Origin of the sequence: Lentzea alba (genome assembly GCF_011067745.1) — a bacterium.
Taxonomy (GTDB): Bacteria; Actinomycetota; Actinomycetes; order Mycobacteriales; family Pseudonocardiaceae; genus Lentzea; species Lentzea alba.
In genome coordinates this window covers 306,432-326,332 of record NZ_JAAMPJ010000007.1, presented here as the reverse complement: position 1 = coordinate 326,332, position 19,901 = coordinate 306,432, and the positions used below count along the sequence as shown (strand labels likewise).

The 19,901-nt window shown below is 68.3% G+C and carries 14 protein-coding genes; 4 read left to right on the top strand and 10 right to left on the bottom strand.

The genetic code is table 11. From position 1 onward, the window contains the following. Positions 1-44: 44 nt before the first annotated feature. Positions 45-1,412, top strand: a complete 1,368-nt coding sequence (locus G7043_RS26275; RefSeq protein WP_166049877.1) for a TrpB-like pyridoxal phosphate-dependent enzyme — start codon at positions 45-47, stop codon at positions 1,410-1,412. A 38-nt stretch (positions 1,413-1,450) separates the two neighbouring features. Here the strand turns inward: G7043_RS26275 and G7043_RS49990 are convergent, their stop codons facing one another. Continuing rightward, the gene (locus G7043_RS49990) at positions 1,451-2,125 is read right to left on the bottom strand and encodes a LuxR C-terminal-related transcriptional regulator (RefSeq protein WP_166049875.1); all 675 of its coding nucleotides are present in this window, start codon (positions 2,123-2,125) and stop codon (positions 1,451-1,453) included. Between the two features lie 797 nt (positions 2,126-2,922). Between G7043_RS49990 and G7043_RS26265 the strand changes: the two genes are divergently transcribed. Next, on the top strand, positions 2,923-3,531 hold the full coding sequence (locus G7043_RS26265) for a hypothetical protein (protein WP_166049873.1): 609 nt from the start codon (positions 2,923-2,925) through the stop codon (positions 3,529-3,531). A gap of 119 nt (positions 3,532-3,650) precedes the next feature. Here the strand turns inward: G7043_RS26265 and pdxY are convergent, their stop codons facing one another. From pdxY to G7043_RS26250, 3 genes are all read right to left on the bottom strand, one after another. After that, complete coding sequence (gene pdxY / locus G7043_RS26260) at positions 3,651-4,502, bottom strand: pyridoxal kinase PdxY (RefSeq protein ID WP_166049871.1); 852 nt, start codon at positions 4,500-4,502, stop codon at positions 3,651-3,653. Positions 4,503-4,614: 112 nt separating this feature from the next. Next, on the bottom strand, positions 4,615-5,580 hold the full coding sequence (locus tag G7043_RS26255) for a hypothetical protein (RefSeq protein WP_166049869.1): 966 nt from the start codon (positions 5,578-5,580) through the stop codon (positions 4,615-4,617). Continuing rightward, entirely contained in the window at positions 5,577-6,074 is a 498-nt protein-coding gene (locus G7043_RS26250) for a SigE family RNA polymerase sigma factor (RefSeq protein ID WP_166049867.1), read from the bottom strand. The genes G7043_RS26255 and G7043_RS26250 overlap by 4 nt, the downstream gene beginning before the upstream one ends. A 415-nt stretch (positions 6,075-6,489) precedes the next feature. On the opposite strand from G7043_RS26250, the gene G7043_RS26245 reads away from it, so the two are divergent. Further along, a complete protein-coding gene (locus G7043_RS26245) occupies positions 6,490-9,000 on the top strand; it encodes a glycosyltransferase (RefSeq protein WP_166049865.1) in 2,511 nt (836 codons plus the stop codon). Further along, positions 9,000-10,385 (top strand): radical SAM protein, encoded by a 1,386-nt coding sequence (locus G7043_RS26240; protein WP_166049863.1) that lies wholly within the window; start codon positions 9,000-9,002, stop codon positions 10,383-10,385. Before G7043_RS26245 ends, G7043_RS26240 begins: the two co-directional genes overlap by 1 nt. 50 nt (positions 10,386-10,435) lie before the next feature. Here G7043_RS26240 and narI read toward each other — a convergent pair whose 3' ends face one another. From narI to G7043_RS26210, 6 genes are all read right to left on the bottom strand, one after another. Then, complete coding sequence (gene narI, locus G7043_RS26235; RefSeq protein WP_166049861.1) at positions 10,436-11,176, bottom strand: respiratory nitrate reductase subunit gamma; 741 nt, start codon at positions 11,174-11,176, stop codon at positions 10,436-10,438. After that, positions 11,173-11,874 carry a nitrate reductase molybdenum cofactor assembly chaperone gene (narJ, locus tag G7043_RS26230; protein ID WP_166049858.1) on the bottom strand — a complete coding sequence of 234 codons (702 nt, stop codon included), beginning with the start codon at positions 11,872-11,874 and terminating at the stop codon, positions 11,173-11,175. The genes narI and narJ overlap by 4 nt, the downstream gene beginning before the upstream one ends. Continuing rightward, positions 11,871-13,493, bottom strand: coding sequence for a nitrate reductase subunit beta (narH, locus tag G7043_RS26225; protein ID WP_166049856.1), 1,623 nt, complete (start codon positions 13,491-13,493; stop codon positions 11,871-11,873). The genes narJ and narH overlap by 4 nt, the downstream gene beginning before the upstream one ends. A 1-nt stretch (position 13,494) precedes the next feature. Next, the gene (locus G7043_RS26220) at positions 13,495-17,196 is read right to left on the bottom strand and encodes a nitrate reductase subunit alpha (RefSeq protein WP_166049854.1); all 3,702 of its coding nucleotides are present in this window, start codon (positions 17,194-17,196) and stop codon (positions 13,495-13,497) included. A 12-nt stretch (positions 17,197-17,208) separates the two neighbouring features. Then, positions 17,209-18,381, bottom strand: a complete 1,173-nt coding sequence (locus G7043_RS26215; RefSeq protein ID WP_207311779.1) for an MFS transporter — start codon at positions 18,379-18,381, stop codon at positions 17,209-17,211. A 312-nt stretch (positions 18,382-18,693) separates the two neighbouring features. Next, on the bottom strand, positions 18,694-19,857 hold the full coding sequence (locus tag G7043_RS26210) for a globin domain-containing protein (protein WP_166049850.1): 1,164 nt from the start codon (positions 19,855-19,857) through the stop codon (positions 18,694-18,696). Between the last annotated feature and the right edge of the window lie 44 nt (positions 19,858-19,901).

Sequence of the window (19,901 nt, the reverse complement as noted above, 5' to 3'; positions counted from 1 at the left end):
ATGCCCGGAATCCGAAGGCGCCACCCGTGAGCGAGGACTATTCCATGATCAGAAAAGTCGTGCTGTCCGAGAACGACCTGCCGGACCGGTGGTACAACATCGTCGCGGACCTGCCGTCTGAACTGCCGCCCGCGCTGCACCCGCGGACCCTCGCCCCGCTCGCGCCCGACGACCTGCTGCCGCTGCTGCCCAGCGGGGTCGTCGAGCAGGAGTTCTCGCGGGAGCGCTGGATCGAGATCCCCGACCAGGTGCGCGACCTGTACCGGATCTGGCGCCCGTCGCCGATGTACCGCGCCACCCGGCTGGAACGCGCCCTCGACACCCCCGCGCGGATCTACTTCAAGTACGAGGGAGTGTCGCCGGCCGGCTCCCACAAGCCGAACACCGCCGTGCCGCAGGCGTACTACGCCAAGCAGGACAACGTGAAGCGGCTGACCAGCGAGACGGGTGCCGGGCAGTGGGGCTCGGCGCTGTCGTTCGCCGGCTCGCTGTTCGGGCTCGACGTGACCGTCTACATGGTCCGCTCGTCCTACGACCAGAAGCCGTACCGGAAGATGCTGATGTCGACGTGGGGCGCGGACGTGCACCCCTCGCCCAGCGACCGCACGGAGTCGGGCCGGGCGGCGCTGGCGGCGGACCCGGACTCGCCGGGCAGCATCGGCGTCGCCATCAGCGAGGCCGTGCAGGACGCGCTGTCCCGTGACGACACCAGGTTCGCGCTCGGGTCCATCTCCAACAACGTGCTGCTGCACCAGACCGTGATCGGCCTGGAGGCCCGCAAGCAGCTGGAGATCTTCGACGACTACCCGGACGTGGTGATCGGGTGCGTCGGCGGCGGCTCCGGCTACGCGGGCCTGGCCTATCCGTTCCTGCGGGACCGGCTCGCCGGCCACCGGACCGGCACTCGGTTCGTGGCCGTCGAGCCGGACGCGTGCCCCAGCCTCACGCGCGGCGCCTACGCCTACGACTATCCCGACACCGCATCGCTGGGCCCGGTGCTGCCGATGTACACGCTGGGCCACAACTTCATGCCCGCGCCGATCCACGCGGGCGGCCTGCGCCACCACGGCAGCTCGCCGACCATGGGCGTCCTGGTGGAGCACGGCCTCATTCAGGCCCGGTCCTACGCCCAGAGAGACATCTTCAGCGCCGCGGTCACCTTCGCCCGCAACGAGGGCTTCGTGATGGCCCCGGAGTCCGCGCACGGCGTGCGCGGTGCGATCGACGAGGCGCTGGCGGCCAGGGAGGCGGGGGAGGAGCGCGTCATTCTCACCCACGTGTCCGGGCACGGGCACTTCGACATGGCCGCCTACGAGTCCTACCTCGCCGGCACGCTCGACGACCACCAGCCCAGCCAGGAACAGATCACCGCCGCCCTGGCGGAGCTGCCCGCGGCCGCGGCCCTCGTGTGACGGCGTGCTCCGGGGACGTCCGCGTCCCCCGGAGCCGCTCACGGCGCGGCTTCCTGCTCGGGGCCGAGGATGCCCGCCTCGTGGGCGTAGATCGCCGCCCCCACCCGGTTGCGCATGCCCAGCTTGGTGAGCACGTGTTGCACATGCGACTTCACCGTGCTTTCGCTGACGACGAGCTCCGCGGAGATCTCGGCGTTGGTGCGCCCCTGCGCCAGCAGCCGCAGCACGACCAGCTCGCGCTGCGTCAGGTGCGAGAGCTGTTCGGCCACCCGCGCCGAATCGACCACTTTCGCCTCCGCCGCCCGCACCGGCCGGTCACCCACGCGGTCGGACGGGAACACCGAGTACCCCGCCGCGACCATCCGCAGCGCCAGCACGAACTCCTCCGGCGTGGCTCGCCGCATCAACGTGCCCACCGCGGCCGACGGCACGTTGACCTCGGTGCCGTCCGCGACGATCATCAGGATCCGCCCCGGCCACCCGGGACATCGCCGCGACAAGGAGTCGATCAACTCCTCAGGCTCGACCTCCTCGGCCTGCGCGTTGACCACCACGACGTCCGGCGCGCTCTCGTCGACGCACTTCGCCGCACTGTCGAGATCCTTCGCCTCGCCGATGATGTCGATGTCCGGCGACACCGAGAGAACCGCCCGAACCCCCGCCCGCGTCAACGAGCAGTCGTCGAGGAGCAGCACACGGATAACCGTCTCCACCGCCGCGGCCCCTTACCTGCGACCGCCGATGCGTCGACACACGGGTCTGAGCCGCGTGGAGCCCCATAACTCGCCGTATGGACGTGCTTCCACCCTGGACGATGACATGACACTCCCCCCGGAGAGCGGCGCCTCCCCGGACACCGCCGTCATGTGACTCATCGCAGCCTACCAGCGTGAACGCGTGGTTCAGCGGAAACGAGCAGGGAATGCCGGAGCTCTCTTCCGGCCGTGTCGCTGGGTAGCAGCACGGTCTCGTTCCGTTGTGGCTGCCCAATTTTCCCGAACGCCGCGATCGCAGCACGCGTCATGATCATTGGGCCGACGGGTTCTCTGTCCAGCCGCCTTGGTGACCGACGGAGTGTCAAGGCTCGGGACTCACCGGAATCGTCAACGGTACGCCGCTGAATCTGGTCGACTGATCTCAACGTCACGTCGGCGGCGGACCGCCACGTGTCGCACTACAACCATCGCGAGCCTCGCCCGGCGGCAACACCCGCCTCACTGATCAGTCCACTGAGGACTGATCAGTGAGGCGGGTGTTGCCGTCTGATCGAAGGGCCACGCTGCCACAGGTGTCGCCGGAGGTGGTGTGGATGTCGGCGATACCCAGTACCCGGAGGATGGGCTCGACCCCGAAGCGTCCGCGTGGAATACGGCAGCTGGTCCACCGGACAACGGAATCCTGCCGTCGACGGGCTCGGTCGGCGACTCCTGCGGCAACGCGCTGATGGAAAGCTTCTTTGAGTCCACACACCGATGGCAAGTGCTACCGAGTGCCCCCTAGACTTGAAGCTGTGTCTGATCTCCGCCTCGAGCATGCTCCAGACGAGCTGCCGCAGAGCCGCCCGTCGCGGCGAACCAGCCTCGTGGTGCTGGGCGTTCTCGCTGTTGTGGTCCTTGGCGCAGGCACGTGGTGGACGGTGGAAGCGACCCGGTCCGCTGCACCCAATCCGCAGAGCGGCACGTGCGTCGGGCTTGCCACGCCGGACTCAGAACGGTTGTGTATCCGACAAGCAGAAGATCGGGCACGTCGAGCACCGGTCACCGCCGCGCAGCGCACCGACGCTGACTCCCGATTTCCGGATCTTGACCGCGTCATCCACCGCAAGGGACTTTGCCTTGACAGCAGTGGAAATCCCTGTGCTGGTGGCAACACCCGGCGGTCGGCGGTCGCGGCCGACGCCGAGGTTGCACTTCAACGGCTGAAGGAAGCCGGGTTTGGCGCTGGTTCGGTGGTGCGCGTGGCCCGTGAAGGAGACCTCGCACCCGTGGGGAGCTTGTTCTACGCGGCAGAGCTGCCCACTGGCGGTTGCGTGATCGGACACGTCATCGAGGTGCCAGCCGGTGCTGGAGGCGGCGAAGTTGTGGGGAAGTTGCCGAGTGGGCGGTGCGCCGAGGCCTGACTGTCCGCTGGCCTGAACCGCGACGTGTCCCACGACCCGATCACCCGCTCCCGGAGTCAGGCTGCAGGTCCGTTCGTCGTCGCGGTTCTTCCTGCGTGGCGATCGCCCGCGGGTCGGGCTCAGCGCACCTGCTCGGCCTTGAACTGCATCCGCGGCGTCGCGTAGAACTCCTGGGCCTGCACCAGTCGCAGCTCGCGCTCACCCGAGCGGTAGGTGAGGTCGATCAGGTCGAAGACGCTCGACGCGGTGCGCTCCAGTGCCAGCGCCGCGTCCTTCGTCTGCACGTAGTGGGCGGTGAACAGTGCGGCCGTGACGTCGCCGGACCCGTTCGCCTTGAACGGCAGGTGCGGGGTGCTCACGAGCCACGACCCGGCGGTGTCCACGACGAGCATCTCGATCGTGCCCTCCTCCCGGTCAGGCCGCTCGAGGCTCGTGACCAGCACGGTCGACGGGCCCATCGCGCGGGCGAGGTCGGCCGACGCCAGCGTCTCCTCGACGCTCGCCGGCTCGGTGCCGGTGAGGAAGCCCAGCTCGAACTGGTTCGGGGTGATGATGTCGGCCACCGGCACGACCCGGTCGCGCAGCAGCACGGGGATCTCGGGCGCGACGAAGCAGCCGGACTTGGCGTTGCCCATCACCGGGTCGCACGCGTAGAGCGCCGCCGGGTTCGCGGCCTTCACCCTGCGCACCGCGTCGATGATCACGTCGGCGATGCCCGTGCCGCCCTGGTAACCGGACAGCACGGCGTCGACCTGCGGGAACACTCCGCGTTCCTCCACACCGAGCAGGATCTCGGCCACGTCTGACGGCGGCAGGAGCGGACCGCGCCACGCGCCGTACCCGGTGTGGTTGGAGAAGTTCACCGTGGGGATCGGGACGACCTCGACCCCGATGCGCTGCAGCGGGAACACGGCGGCGGAGTTGCCGACGTGGCCGTGGGCGACGACCGACTGGATGGAGAGAACCTTCATCCGCCCAGCCTAGAATGAACACCTTGACGTCGTGGTACCGCTGGGCCGTGCTGGCATTGGTGGCGCATCTGTTCCTGGCCGTCACGATCGCCGCCGAGCGCCCGGTCCGTTGTCATCGGGGGGAGAGCGTCACGTTCCAGTCACCTGTGGTGCGTTCGGGGATCACGGTGATCTTGACGAGCTGCCCCTTCGACAGCTGGAGCCCGTTGATCCCCCTCTCCCAGTCGTAGCGGTCGAGTTGCGTTTGGTGCACGTTGTAGGCCCAATGGGAGAGGTCGATGACCACGACGTCGTTGACCAGGACGCGCAGCCTTCCGGGCGTGTTCATCTGCACCAGCATCAGGTTGGTGCCGGGCCATTCGACGGTGATCTCCTTCTTCGCGGCCGGCTCCACCGGGTCGGCCCGCAGTTCGATCGCCACGTCCCGGCGGTTCTCGGACAACTTCTCCAGCGTCTGCGGGCGCGGAGGGAACGGGTACTCACTCACCTGGACCGCCTCGCCCATGCCGACGGCGAACGTGCCGCTCGCCGGAAGAGGGAGCAAGGGCGGTGGCCACGACTCGGACTCGCCCTGCTCGCCGGCCACGGTCAGCGTGATGACGGACGGCTGTCCCGGTACGACACCAAAACTGCTCCACGTCGTGCTGGTGACGCTGCCACAGGTTCGGTTCTCGTCGTACATCGACCGGCCGTTGATGGTGACGTCGACGAGCAGTCTTTTGTCCTGTCCGATGTCGCACTGAGTGAACAGCGTGAGGTCCATCGACTTCGGCACGAACCGGATGGTCGCGCTGGTCGAGGGCAGGTCTCCCCACGCCTGGGCGAGGAGCCTGGTGCCGTACCGGTATTCCGGCAGGCTGCGCGTCGGCACGGCGGGTTCGGGTGGCGGGCCGACGCGGGGGAGCACCGCGTACACGATGCCGACGAGCGCGAGCACCACGAAGGCGGCGCCGGCGACCGCTCGACGACGCCGGGTGGCCGACACCCTCGCCCGCACGCCCGCCATTCGCGCTTCGTGGGACGAGTCGTCGAGGTCGGCGCGGTCGCGCAGCACCTCGCTGAGGTCCGTCAGGTTCATCGCCGCACCCCTTCGAACGTGGTGATCGTGTCGTCGAGCCGCAGCTTGGCCAGCGCCTTGCTGGCCTGGCTCTTGACCGTGCCGACGGAGCAGCCGAGCAGACCGGCCACCTGCGCCTCGGTGAGGTCCTCGTAGAACCGCAGCACCAGCACGGTGCGCTGCTTGCGCGGCAACCGGCCCAGCGCGTGCCAGAGCCACTCGCGCTCGCTCACCGCGTCCTGCGGGGACTCGCCCGGTCTGTCCGGCAGCTCACCGGTTGGTTCCTCACCCCTCCACCGGCGCCGCCACCAGGTGGCGTGGACGGTCACGATGATTCGCCGGACGTAAGGTTCCGGATCGCCCTCAACGCGATTCCAGGCCCGCCACGCCCGCGCCAAGGCCGTTTGCAGCAGGTCCTCCGCGTGTCCCAGGTCCCGCGTGAGCAGAAAAGCCATCCGCAGCAGCCGTGGCGACGCGGCCGCCACGAACTCCTCGAACCCCTCAGGTGAGCGCACTACTTCACGGCCTTTCGACTCGGTCCATCACTGCTTCTACCAGTCGGGCCACCTGAATGGTTGCCTACGCGAGGCAAGTGCGCTCGGCTTGCTGCGAAACGCTCGTGTCGCATGCGTTCTGGCCAAGAACAACCGGTCGGGCAGAGGTCGCAATCAACGCGCTTTCGCGGCTGCGGGAGCAGTTCCGTCTCACCCACCACGGGATGGCGGAACCGCTTCGTGCCGCCGGCGACGAACTCGGGGTCTCGGCACGACCTGGACGCCTGGTGACCGCCGGGACGAAACCGGTGCTGGTGTCGTGCCACGCTCCGGCGGTCAACGGACCGGGCTCGTGCCAGTTGAGATGTCGTCCTGGCGGGAGAGCGCTTTCATGCTAGGTTCGAACGAGAGTGAATCACTCGGAACGGAGCAGCCTATGCCCGTCCTTTGGGGTGTCTCGTTCGATGCCACGGCCATGTCCGGTGTGGTGGTGGAGTTCCTCAAGACTGCCAAGCTCTTCTCCGACCGGGGTTGTCGTGTTCATCTCGACCTCGGCTACGACATCAAGGCCGACAAGGGCCGCTTTTTTCAGCGCTACCAGCAGGAGTCCTGTCCCGACTGGGTCACCCTGGACCGCGTGGACGGCATCGCGCAGATCGCGGGCTACGACCAGGAATTCGTTGCGGCGACCCTGGAGGCCGTGCGGAACGGCCAGCCTCCGGACACCGATCGCGTCACGGCCGAGCTCGCCGATGCGATCGTGCGCACTTGGGAAGATCGCGGCGTCACGCTCGTCATGGTCGAGAACGGTACGTTGCCGGAGAACGTCGCTTACACGAAAGCGCTGTACAAAGCGATTGCTGCTTACGGCACGCGGCACAGCCTCGGCCGCTACGTGCTGTGGCGCGATCACGATCTGATGTGGCAGAGCGAACCGGACAAGTATGGCAGTTTTCCTTACGTGTCAACGCCTCCAATGGTGAACTCGCCGCACATCCACTACTTCGCGCTGCACGAGGAAGCGAGGCGGCGCACCATGGAGTGGATGCCTCAGCTGCGCAACCTGGCTGTGCTGCCGAACACCTTCGCCCCACCTGATCGTCCGGCGCGGCCGGACTTCCGGGAGCACTACGGCATACCGCGGCAGGCCAGGATCGTCGCCAGGTGCACCAGGATTATCCCGCAGAAACGCATCGACCGGGATCTGCACCTGCTCGCACAGCTGCGGGACACCTGTCTGTTCGTCGCCGGTGACACGGAGGAAGACCCGGAGGAAACCCGGAGGCTTCGCGCGCTCGCGGAGGAACTGGGGGTGCCTGTCGTGTTCGGTGGCGTGCTCGAACCGTGCGAGTCGGCCGGAGACGGGTTCTCGGTGCGCGACTTGCTCGCGCACGCCGACGTCGTGTCCTTTCTGACGTCTTATGACTACGAGAGTTACGGCAACCCGATCGGCGAGGCGATCGCGGCGGGCGTGCCGTACATCGCGAGTCGCTATGCCTTGTACGACACCGTGTACGCGGGATTCGAGGCGCCTGTTCTGGACATCCTGGTACACGACCTGCCGACGCGGGAGTTCGCTGAGCAGACTCATGAACTCATGACGAACAGGGAGAGGCGGGCGGAAGTGGTGGCGCACAACCAACGACTCGGCACGCACAACCGCGAGGCCGCCAATGATCTCGTGAGCACCTTGTTTCCGCCCGCGATGGGCGAGAACGTCCGGCTCAGCGTGGTGCTGCCGGTGTACAACGAGGCCGCGAACATCGACGACGTGCTGTTGTCCCTGCACAACCAGGACGACATTGATCCTGACATGTACGAGATCGTGGTGGTGGACAACAACTCCACCGACGACACGGTCGCCAGGGCGCGAAGGTTCGCCGAACGCTCGAAGGCCGACGTGCACGTAATCAGTGAACGTGAGCAGGGCGTGGCGTGCGCACGGAGAACCGGCATGGAGTTCGCCGCGCGGCGAAGTCGCAACCGCGAGGCCCCCGGCGAACGCTTCTACCTGGTTTCCGCCGACGCGGACTGTCAAGTGGACCCTCGATGGCTCACCGAACTGCACGCGGCGATGGAGCGGGACAAGGCTGCGATCGGTGTGTGCGACTACTACTACAACGCTGAGCACTTCGTCGGCAGGCCGCGACTCTGGGACGCCATCGATCGAACCCTGCGCTGCCGTGCGGTGACCTTCGCGCTGTTCGGCGGGTTTCCGGACGGCAAGGGTTTCGCGGTCGAGCGTCAGGCCTACGAGGACGTCGGCGGCATCGAGATCTTCTACCAACTGCAACACGGACGGTTCGTCAACCACCTCTCCGACGACTGGGACTTCGGTATCAAGGTCCGCGGCAGCGGACACGACATCACCTACGTGCCGCGCTCGAAGGTCGAGATCAACCCGCGGCGCGTCAACCACGCGCTCGACGAAGTGATCGCAGGCCGCGCGTACGGCAACGACGGCATCATCGTCATGCGCGACATCAGGCCGGAAGCGCCGCCGAAGACCGCCGACCTGACCGAAGCGGAGGCGTTGCAGGCGTGGGAGTTCTCCATCAAGGACTTCACCCCGAAGAACACGATCCTGCCCGTTCTGCTCACACCGTCCCTTTTGGACGACGACGCCGTGGTGGCGTTCTTCGGCGAGGACCTCGCGGCTCGGCTCGGAGCCCGGATCGCGGAGATCAAGGACGAGATGCGGGTCGTGGACTTCCTCGCGATCCACTCGTACAAAACGCCCGCGTACCGGCTGTACTTCGAGTTCCGGGACGAGATCTTCGCGCGGTTGCGCGCCGAGGTCGGTGAGGACATCGGGTATCCGCCGCCCCTGCCGGAGTGCTTCGACGAGGTGCCGGAGGACAGGTTCGCCGAGTTCGTGAAGTACTACTGCGAGGACCGCGAGTCCGGGGAGGCGCACAACTACTTCGGCAACGGAGGTGTGTTCTGATGGACCACGAGCCCAGGGTGTGGGCGGCCCTGCAGGACCCCGCGAACGCACATCTGCTCGACTACGTCACCGAAGACCCGTTCGGTGCGCACGTGTTCCCCGGCAACGTTCCCGGGTACGGCGTGGAGGACTTCCTCGACGACCTGAGCGACCAGCTGGTCGGCTCCGCGCCGATCCACCTGTGGTCGTACATCCCCACCTGCGCCTACAAGTGCCGCTTCTGCCAGTACCCGGTCGTGTTGGTCAAAGGCGGCCAGGCCGAGGAGAAGCTGGCGCGCTGGGTCGACTGGAACATCCGGGAAGCCGAACTGTGGCTGCGGCGGGTCCCGGAGCTGGCCGACGCGCCGGTCGGCGAGTTCAACGTCTTCGGTGGTACACCGTCGTTGCTGCCGGAGAAGGAGATCCGCCGGCTGCTCGGCTTCTACCAGGAGAACTTCGGGTTCACCGACGAGACGACGATCCGTTTCGAAGGCGATCCGAGCACGTTCACACCGGCGAAACTGGACACCCTCCGAGAACTGGGCTGCACCAAGCTGTCCAGTGGCGTGCAGTCGTTCGACGACAACGTGCTTCAGGAGTGCGGGCGGGAACACACGTCGCAGATGTGCCTCGACTTCGTGCACAACGCCCAAGCCGCCGGCTTCGAGTGGGTCAGCATCGACCTGATGTACGGGCTGCTGGACCAGACCGTCGACAGCGTCAAGCGTGACCTCGACATCGTGCTGGAGAACGAGATCACCGCCCTGGTGTGCACCAAGCTGCACCTGAAGTCGTATGCCGAGACGAGGACCGGTGTGGCGGGGGAGCAACCCGCGCCGTGGCAGCTCCCGGCGTATCGCGAGAAGCTCGTCCAGAACGGCCACCGCTGGCCGACTCTCCTGGAGCAGTACCGGATGCGCGAAATCCTGACCGACGGCCTGCGCGCGCAGGGCTACACCGAGCACCCCACGATGTACTTCGCCCGTGACGGCCTCGGTCCGGAGAAGTGGAAGTCCATCATGGTGGACCAGGACAAGCAGGAGGCCGAGGTGGCGATCGGCCTCGGCGGCAGTTCGAGCTGCCGAGCCTCCGAGGCCATCACGGACGTGAACTGGAAGAACTACGCGCAAGCTGTCGACGCGGGCAAAGTGCCGCTGGGCTCCGCCACCGGGTTCGACGAGGAGGCGCAGGAAGCACGAGCGATCAAGATGGCGCTGTCGACCTTGCGGCCGGTCCGTGACGATCTGCACCGTGCCAGGTACGGCAGGTCCCTGCACGACTCTCCGTGGAAGGAGAAGTTCGAGTCCTTGGCCGAGCGCGGCTTTGCCGTGGTCGACGCCGACGAGGTCACGCTGACCGACAACGGTGAGGTCCTGGTCGAGGCAGTGATCAACACCGAGTTGTGACGCCGGCACCCGGTCCTGGTCGGCCGGGTCGGTCGCGTCTCTCCGGCTGGTCATCGGTGAGCGCGGTGAACTGCGCGATCGCGCACTGCGGCGGGGGCTGGGACGGGTGTGACGGGTGCGTGTCGGCGGGCTCGGTAGACGACGTAGGGCCGCCACAGGTAGGCGAGCGGTGCCGACCACACGTGCACGAGCCGGGTGAACGGCCACAGCGCGAGGAACAGGAAGCCGCCGATCGCGTGGAGTTGGTAGACCAGGGGTGCTTCGGTCATCAGGTGGGTCTCGGGGGAGAACCAGAAGACGCCGCGGAACCAGACCGCGATCGTCTCGCGGTAGTCGTAGCCCTCGCTGAGCAGGTTGGTTCCGATGGTGGCGGTCATGCCGAGGATGACCATCGCCGCGAGTGCCACGTAGAGCACCTTGTCCATCGTCGTGGTGACGCGACGGATGCGGCCGTTGACGAAGCGGCGGGCGATCAGCAGCACGAGGCCTACGACGAGCACGATGCCGGTGATGGTGCCGCCCCACACGGCGGCCGCGTGGTACAGGTGCCCGGGGATGCCGATCTTCTCGGTCAGCGAGGCCGGCACGAGCAAACCCATGGCGTGGCCGGCGATGACGCCGAACGCGCCGAGGTGGAACAGCGGAGAGCCCAGGCGCAGCAGGCGGCTTTCCAGGAGCTGGCTGGTGTGGGTGGTCCAGCCGAACTGGTCATGGCGCCACCGCCACACATGGCCGACGACGAAGACCGCCAGGCAGACGTAGGGGATGACGATCCAGACGAGAGTGTTCATCGGGCGCTCTCCATCGAAGGGCGGGCGTGCCCGCAGGGATCGGTGCTCAGGGACGGGCCGAAGCCGATCGAGTCGACATCCGTGCCGTAGGGCGAGAGGCCGACGGACTCCACAGGCGGACCGTCCTCGGCCAGGGCTCGGATCGCGTCCCTGTCGATCTCGGTCAGCGGTGGCAGCGCGGTGACCACCGCTTCGAGCAGGTGCCGGTAGGGCGACCCGTTCTCGTCCAGTGCGGCACGCAGGAGTTCGATGCCGCGGCGGTGCTGGCGCAGCGGTGCCTCGCCGTCACCGGGGCCCGCGACGGCGGCGAACTCCAGCACGACCGGCAGCAGATCGGGCAGCTCGCCGTCGGTCAGGCGCAACCCGTGGGCGCGGTAGCGCTGTTTGAGGGTGAGCAGGGCGATTCCGCGTTTGCGGGTGTCGCCGTGCAGGTAGTAGGTCAGGTACAGCCCGGAGCGGCGACGCAGGTCGAAGGTCTGCACGTAGTGGGTCTCGATCTCAGTCGCGTCGGTGCGCAGGAACCATTCGAGGAACGTCGCGAGCTGCCTGCGCACTTCTTCGTGGCCGATCTCGCCGACGGCCGCGCGCAACTCGTCGCCTGCCGCGTGCAGGTGCGCATCCGGGTAGGTGAGCAATGCGGAGGCGAGCTCGAACAGGCGGGTTCGGTCCGCTCCGGCCACAGTGGACTGTTCGTTCATGATCGCTCCCCGGCCGGGTCGATGGACAGGCCGAGCCTGCCGTCGCCGCGACGGGCGAACAGGCTTTTGCGCCCTGGACGGGTCTGGCCGCCGTCGGCCACGAGGTGGAACCGCTCGGCGACGGCGGGTTCGGTCATCCCGGGTCCGCCGGCGCAGTCCAGTGAACAGTCCGAAGTGGACGCAACCTGTGCTTCCAGCGCGACGGCGTCCTTGGCGTAGGCGGTGGGGATGACGTAACGCTCGTCGTACTTGGCGATGGCGAGCAGCCGGTACATGTCCTCGATCTCCGCACCGGACATGCCCACTGCCGAGCACAGCTCCTCGGCGACCGTGCCGTCGAGGGTCCTGGCCCGCATGTAGGAACGCATCGCGGCGAGCTTCATCAGCACGCCGGCGACCGCGTCGACGTCCCCCGCGGTGAACAGCTCGGCGAGGTACTCCACGGGGATGCGCAGGTCGCGGATGGTGTGGAAGACGTCGTCGGCGTCGGTGTCGTCCAGGCCCGCGGCACCGACCGCATCCAGCACGGGCGAGAGCGGTGGGACGTACCAGACCATCGGCAGGGTGCGGTACTCCGGGTGCAGGGGGAGCGCGATCTGGTAGTCGCTGATCAGCCGCCACACCGGCGACGACTGCGCGGCGAGCACCCACTCCTGCGGGAGCCCGGCCTCGGTGGCCAGGCGGACGGTTTCGGGGTCGTGCGGGTCCAGGAACACCTTCCGTTGTGCGGCAAGCAGTTCCTGCTCGTCCTGTACGGAGGCGGCGGCGAGCACGGCGTCCTCGTCGTAGAACACCAGGCCGAGGTAGCGCAGCCGGCCGACGCAGGTCTCCGAGCAGATGGTGGGCTGTCCGGCCTCGATGCGCGGGAAGCAGAAGGTGCACTTCTCCGCCTTGCCGGTGGCGTGGTTGACGTAGACCTTCTTGTAGGGGCAGGCGGTCACGCACATGCGCCAGCCACGGCAGCGGTCCTGGTCGACCAGGACGATGCCGTCCTCCTCGCGCTTGTACATCGCGCCGGACGGGCACGCCGAGACGCAGGCGGGGTTGAGGCAGTGCTCGCAGATGCGCGGCAGGTGGAACATGAAGGTCTTCTCGAACTCGAACTTCACCCGCGCCGCCGCGTCGGGCGCCATCGCGGTGATGTTCGGGTCGGTGGCGGCGCGCTCGTGGGCACCGCCGAGCCCGTCCTCCCAGTTGGCGCCCCAGTCGAGGCTGATCGGTTCGCCGGTGAGGGCGGACCGGGGCTGCTTGACCGGGGTGTCGGTCAGCCCGGCCGGCGCGGACACGAGGACGTCCTTGTCGAACGTCGCCGGCTCGTAGTAGTCGTCGAGCGTCGGCAGGTCTGGGTTGGCGAAGATTCGGGACAGCCGCTTGACCCGGCCGCCGGAGCGCAACACCAGACGGCCCTTGGCATCGAGCCGCCAGCCGCCCTTCCAGCGCTCCTGGTCCTCGTAGTGCTTCGGGTAGCCGATGCCGGGTTTGGTCTCGACGTTGTTGAACCAGACGTATTCGGTGCCTTCGCGGTTGGTCCACGTCTGCTTGCACGTGACCGAGCAGGTGTGGCAGCCGATGCACTTGTCGAGGTTCATCACCATGGCGACCTGGGCGCGGATCCGCATGTCAGTACTCCACTTCCTGCGTGCGGCGGCGGATGACGGTGATCTCGTCGCGCTGGCTGCCGATGGGGCCGTAGTAGTTGAAGGCGTAGGTCATCTGGGCGTGGCCACCCGCGAGGTGCGTCGGCTTGACGAGCAGGCGGGTCATCGAGTTGTGGTAACCGCCGCGCTTTCCCTTGCCACGGCCGGTTTTCTCTGTCTTGGGCACGTTCACGGTGCGTTCCGGCGAGTGGTACTGGAACGCCGTGCCCTCGGGCATCCGGTGGCTGACCACCGCGCGGGCCACGATCACGCCGTTGCGGTTGAAGGCCTCGACCCAGTCGTTGTCGGCGACGCCGATCTTGGCGGCGTCCTGCACGCTCATCCAGATCACCGGGCCACCGCGCGAGAGTGCGAGCATCAGCTCGTTGTCGTGGTACATCGAGTGGATCGACCACTTCGCGTGCGGGGTGAGGAACCTGACCGTCACACCGCCGTCGGCCAGTTCGCCTGGCTTGCCGAAGTGCCGCGCCATGTTCAGCGGCGGCCGGTAGCCGGGCAGGTGCTCGCCCAGCTCGGCGACCCAGTCGTGCTCGACGAAGAAGTGCTGCCTGCCGGTGAGGGTGTGCCAGGGCTTGAGGCGTTCGACGTTGATGGTGAACGGCGAGTACCGGCGCCCGCCCTTCTCCGAGCCGGACCACTCCGGGCTGGTGACGACCGGCTGTGGCGCCTCCTGCGTGGCCGCGTAGGTGACGTGGTGGGTCTCGTGGCCCTCGACGAGGTCGGTGAACCGCTGTCCGGTGCGCTTCTCCAGCTGCAGGAAGCCAACGCGAGCCACGCGGCCGTTCGTCGTGCCGGACAGGGCGAGGATCGCCTCGCACATCCGGTCCGCTGTGGACAGTGACGGTCGGCCGGCGAACGGGCCGTCGGTGACGACACCGTTCTGATGGCGCAGGTATTCGAGTTCCGCGGTGACGTCGACCGTGATGCCCTTCGTCGTGGTGCCGAGCTTGTCGAGCAGCGGGCCGACCGCGCGCATCTTCGCGCCGATGAGGGTGTAGTCGCGTTCGACCTCGATCAGCTTCGGCATGGTCACGCCCGGCACCGGCTCGCACTCGCCGCGCTTCCAGTCCCGCACCCGGCCCGACGGCGTCGCGAGCTCGTCCGGGGTGTCGTGCTGCAACGGCGCGGCCAGCACGTCGTGACGGGTACCGAGGTGGGTGACCGCCAGCTCGCTGACCTTGTCCGCGATCGAGAGGAACGCGTCGTAGTCGGTGTGCACCTCGGCAGGCGGCGCGACCGCGGGGGAGAACGCGTGCACGAACGGGTGCATGTCGGTGGTGGAGATGTCGTGCTTCTCGTACCAGGTCGCGGCGGGCAGCACGACGTCGGCGTGCAGGCCGGTGTTGGTCATCCGGAAGTCGATGGCGGTGAGCAGATCGAGCTTCCCGGTCGGTGCCTCGTCCCGCCACGCCACGTCCCGGGGCCGCTCGTCCGGCCCGCACTCCTCCGCCGAGGCGAGGGAGTCCACACCGAGCAGGTGCTTCATGAAGAACTCGTTGCCCTTGCCGGACGAACCGAGCAGATTGGCCCGCCACAACGTCAGGCAGCGCGGGAAGTTCGCCGGGTCGTCGGGGTCGTCCGCGACGGCCTTGAGGCGCCCGGCGCGGAGCTCGGCGACGATGTGTTCGGCCGTGCTCACACCGGCGGCCGCGGCTTCGTCGGTGAGGTCGAGGGGATTGCGGTTGAACGCGGGGTGACCCGGCGACCAGCCCATCCGCTGGGCGGCCGCGACGGTGTCGGCGAAGGTCATGCCCGCCAACCGGCCCTGTCCCAGTGGAGAGGCCAGCTCGTCGGCGGGCACCTTCTCGTAGCGCCACTGGTCGGTGTGCAGGTACCAGAACGGAGTGCTGGCCTGGTGGCGCATCGGGCGCTGCCAGTCGAAGGCGAAGCTCATGTGCTGCTGTCCCGTGATCGGCCGGGCCTTCTCCTGACCGACGTAGTGCGCCCAGCCGCCGCCGTTGACGCCCTGGCAGCCGGTGAGGGTGACCAGCGCGATGAACGCGCGGTAGGTCATGTCGGAGTGGAACCACTGGTTCGCGCCGGCGCCCAGTGCGATCAGGGACCGGCCGCGGCTGCGTTCGGCGTTGCGGGCGAACTCGCGGCCGATCTTCGCTGCCAGCACCGCCGGCACGCCGGTGATCCGTTCCTGCCAGGCCGGGGTGTGCGGGGACTCCGCGTCGTCGTACCCGGCGGGCCACTCGCCGGGCAGGTCGCCGCGCCGCACGCCGTACTGGGCCAGCACGAGGTCGAAGACACCGGTGACGAGCTGGTCGCCGACGCGCATCACCGGGACGCCGCGACGCATGGTGGATCCGCCCTCTGTCTCGCCGATGTCGAACCGCGCGAGGTCGACCTCGACCTGCCCACTCGCGTGGCCGAGCACGCCGAGCGCGGGGACGACGTCGCCGAGGTCGAGGTTCCACCGGCCCTCGCCCTCGGGGGAGTACCGGAACCCCAGCGACCCGCCCGGCACCACCGGTTCGCCGGACGCGTCGTCGAGCAGCACGGTCTTGTGCTGGGCGCCCGTGCTTTCGTCGCCGAGGTCGGCGGCGGTCAGGAACCGGTCCGAGACGTACACGCCGGGCTCGCGCTCCCGCAGCGTGACCAGGAACGGCAGGTCCGTGTAGGACCGCACGTAGTCGGTGAAGTAGGGCACCTGGCGGTTTGCGAAGAACTCGGTCAGCACCACGTGCCCCATCGCCATCGCCAGCGCCCCGTCGGTGCCGGGGTGCGGGGCGAGCCAGTCGTCAGCGAACTTGACGTTGTCGGCGTAGTCGGGGCTGACCGCGACGACCTTGGTGCCGCGGTAACGGGCCTCGGCGAGGAAGTGCGCGTCCGGGGTGCGGGTGACCGGAATGTTCGAGCCCCACATGACGAGGTAGGTCGAGTTCCACCAGTCCGCGGCCTCGGGGACGTCGGTCTGGTCGCCCCAGACCTGGGGCGAGGCGACCGGCAGGTCGGCGTACCAGTCGTAGAACGACAACAACGTGCCGCCCAGCAGCGCGTGGTACCGGGTGCCGGCCGCGAAGGACGCCATCGACATCGCCGGGATAGGGGAGAACCCGACCACGCGATCGGGCCCGTAGGTCTTGGTGGTGTACACGTGTGCGGCGGCGACCATCGTCGTCACCTCGTCCCAGGAGGCGCGCACGAACCCGCCACGGCCGCGCTGTCCTTTGTAGACAGTCGCTTTGCGGGGGTCCTCGACGATGTCCGCCCACGCCGCCACCGGGTCACCGAACCGTGCGAGTCCGGCGCGGAACATGGTGATCAGCGAGCCGCGCACGTACGAGTGCCGCACGCGCGAGGGCGAGTACTCGTACCAGGAGAACGACGCGCCGCGGGGGCAGCCGCGCGGTTCGTAGTCCGGGCTGTCGGGACCGGTGGTGGGGTAGTCGGTGGCCTGGTGCTCCCAGGTGATCAGGTCGTCCTTGACGAAGACGTTCCAGGAGCACGACCCGGTGCAGTTCACGCCGTGGGTGGACCGCACGACGCGGTCGTAGCTCCACCGGTCGCGGTAGAAGGACTCCCAGGCTCCGGAGTCGATCTGGTGCAGGGTCCGGCCGTGGTCGCCGACCGACTCCTTGGTCAGGAAGCGCCGCACGCCGAGAAGTGCGCTGTGGCCGTGAACATGGTCGTTGCGGGGTTCGGGTGTGGTGGACACGGGTGCAGCTCCTTACAGCTTCGTCATGAGTTCTTCGGAGCGCAGGGAGCGCTGCACGACGGTGACGGTGAACGCGAGCGTGCCCGCGGCGACCACGGCAAGGGCCGCAAGTCCGAGCGCATAGGAGTCGAACGCGCCGTAGAGCGTGCCCATGACCAACGGCGGCACGAACCCGCCGAGGCCGCCCGCTGCGCCGACCACACCGGTGACCGAACCGACCTTGGTCGCTGGTGCGAGCAGAGCGACGAGCGCGAACACCGCGCCGCTGCCCGCGCCGAGCGCCGCCGCCATCGACAGGAACGCGATCGTGCCCAGCGGAATCAACGCCGGGGTGAACGCCTGCACCGTTGCTCCCGCGGTCACGACGCCGAACGCGACGGTCAGCACTCGCACCGGCCCGACGCGGTCGGACAACCAGCCGCCGACCGGGCGCATCAACACCGCGAGCAGCACGAACCCGGCCATCCGGTTCGCCGCGTCGGCCTGGGTGAGTCCGTAGGCGGTCTTCAGGTAGGCGGGAAGATAGACCGAGAACGCGACGTAACCGCCGAACGCCACCGCGTACAGCAGTGACGCCTGCGAGGCCACCGGAAGCCGGACGGTGTCCAGCAGACGGCGCGTCACCGACTCGGTCGGCACCGTCCGATCAGGAGCGTCCCGCAGCAACAACGCCGCCACGACCGCGTAAACCGCCAACACGACGGCGGTGACGATGAACGGCGTCGCCACCCCACCGGAACCGACGAGGCGAACGGTGGTCAGCGCGCTGATCGCGGTGCCGCCCATGCCCGCGCCGAAGATCCCGATCGCCAGGCCCCGGCGCTGGGGCGGGAACCAGGCGTTGACGAACGGCACGCCGACGGCGAACGCCGTGCCGCCCAGCCCCAGGAAGAACCCACCGACCAGCAGAGCCGCCAGCGATCCGTGCCCGACCAGACCGAGGAACAGCACCGGCACGATCGTGATCAGCGAGATCGCCGGGAACATCGCGCGGCCGCCGAAGCGGTCCGTGAGCGCCCCGACCGGAATTCGCCCGAGCGAGCCGACCACCACCGGAACGGCGACCAGCAGTGCCTGCTGGAAAGCCGACAGTCCCAGCGAGTCCTTGAACAGAGGGCCGAGCGGGCTCAACAGCGCCCACGCCCAGAAGTTGATCGCGAACCCGGCCGTCGCCAAGCCCAGCATCAACGTCCGTCTTCCGGGTTTCGGCTTCGACGGTTCCGACTGTTCGGTCGCGACTGTCCGGTCGTCGATCTGGTGTCGTGTAGTCATCGGATCTCAGCTCTTCGTTTCCGTGGTCCGTGTCCGGCCCGCCGGTCAGGAAGGCCCGCGTTCAGCGTCGGCCACTCACGATCGTCATCTCAGGGGCGTCGGCCCAAAGCCGGACGGGACCAACGTCCCTGTCCGGCGAGGCCCTCGTGCGCTGATCGAGCACGAACGAGCGGGCGCGCTTCCCGATCTGGGAAGCGCGCCCGCTCAGCAGGTGGGTCTCGGTGCTCAGTTCTCGAGCATGCCGGGGCCGAACACCTCGTACTTGATGTCGTCGGCGTGCACGCCACGACGGAGGAGTCCGGCGCGCACGTCGCGCATGAAGGCGATCGGCCCGCACAGGTAGACGACAGCGTTGGCGGGCAACGGGATCGCGTTCACGTCGATGCGACCGGCTTGTCCGCCCTCGTCGCCGTTCTCGTGCCAGGTCAGCTGCTGGAAGCCGGCGAGGCGGGCGTACTCCTCGCGGTGCGCGTGCCGTTCCGGCGAGATTTCGGCATGCGCGGCGATGACCGTGCGTTCGGGCTGCTCGGCGGAGATGTGGTCGAGCATGGACAACATCGGCGTGATTCCGATGCCCGCGCTGATCAGCACGACAGGCCGGTCACCGGGTTCGAGGGTGACCTCACCGGCCGGCGGGCCGACGAGCAGGGTGTCGTCGGCCCGCACGTGGTCGTGCAGGAAGTTCGACACCGCACCGTCCGGGGCCCCGTCCACACCGCGAACGCGTCGCACGGTGATGCGCAGCTCGTCTCGCCCAGGTGCCTGCGACAGCGAGTACTGGCGCGGCTGCCGGTGCCCGTCCGGCAGGTCGACCGCCACCGACACGTACTGCCCCGGTTCGAACGACGGCACCGGGCCGCCGTCGTCGGGCAGCAGCGTGAACGACACCGTGTCGACCGCCTCCTCGTCGCGCTTCGCGACGCGCCAGGGCCGCCACAGCGTGTCGGGGGTGACGCCCGCCGTCTGGAACAGACGTGCCTCGGCCGCGATCAGCGACACCGCGAACAGCCAGTAGACCTCGTCCCAGGCCGCGGCGATCTCGGGTGTGACGGCGTCGCCGAGGACGGTGGCCACGGCGCCGATGAGGTGCTTGCCGACGATCGGGTACTGGTCGGGCCGCACGCCGAGCGAAACGTGCTTGTGCGCGATGCGTTCGGCGATCGGGCCGAACGGTGTCCCGTCGAGCAGGTGCTGGGCGTAGGCGACGACCGCGGCGGCGAGTGCGATCTGTTGCTTGCCGCTGGCCTGGTTGCCCTGGTTGAACAGGTTCAGCAGCTCCGGGTGCGCGGCGAACATCGACGGGTAGAACTCGGCGGTGATCTCGGCGGCGTGGTCGCGGACCACAGGCAGGGTCGCGCGCACTACGGCAGCTGAAGCAGCGGAAAGCACAAGTAGCTCCTCGGGAATGTCCCTGGACGGAATCGACAACGCGG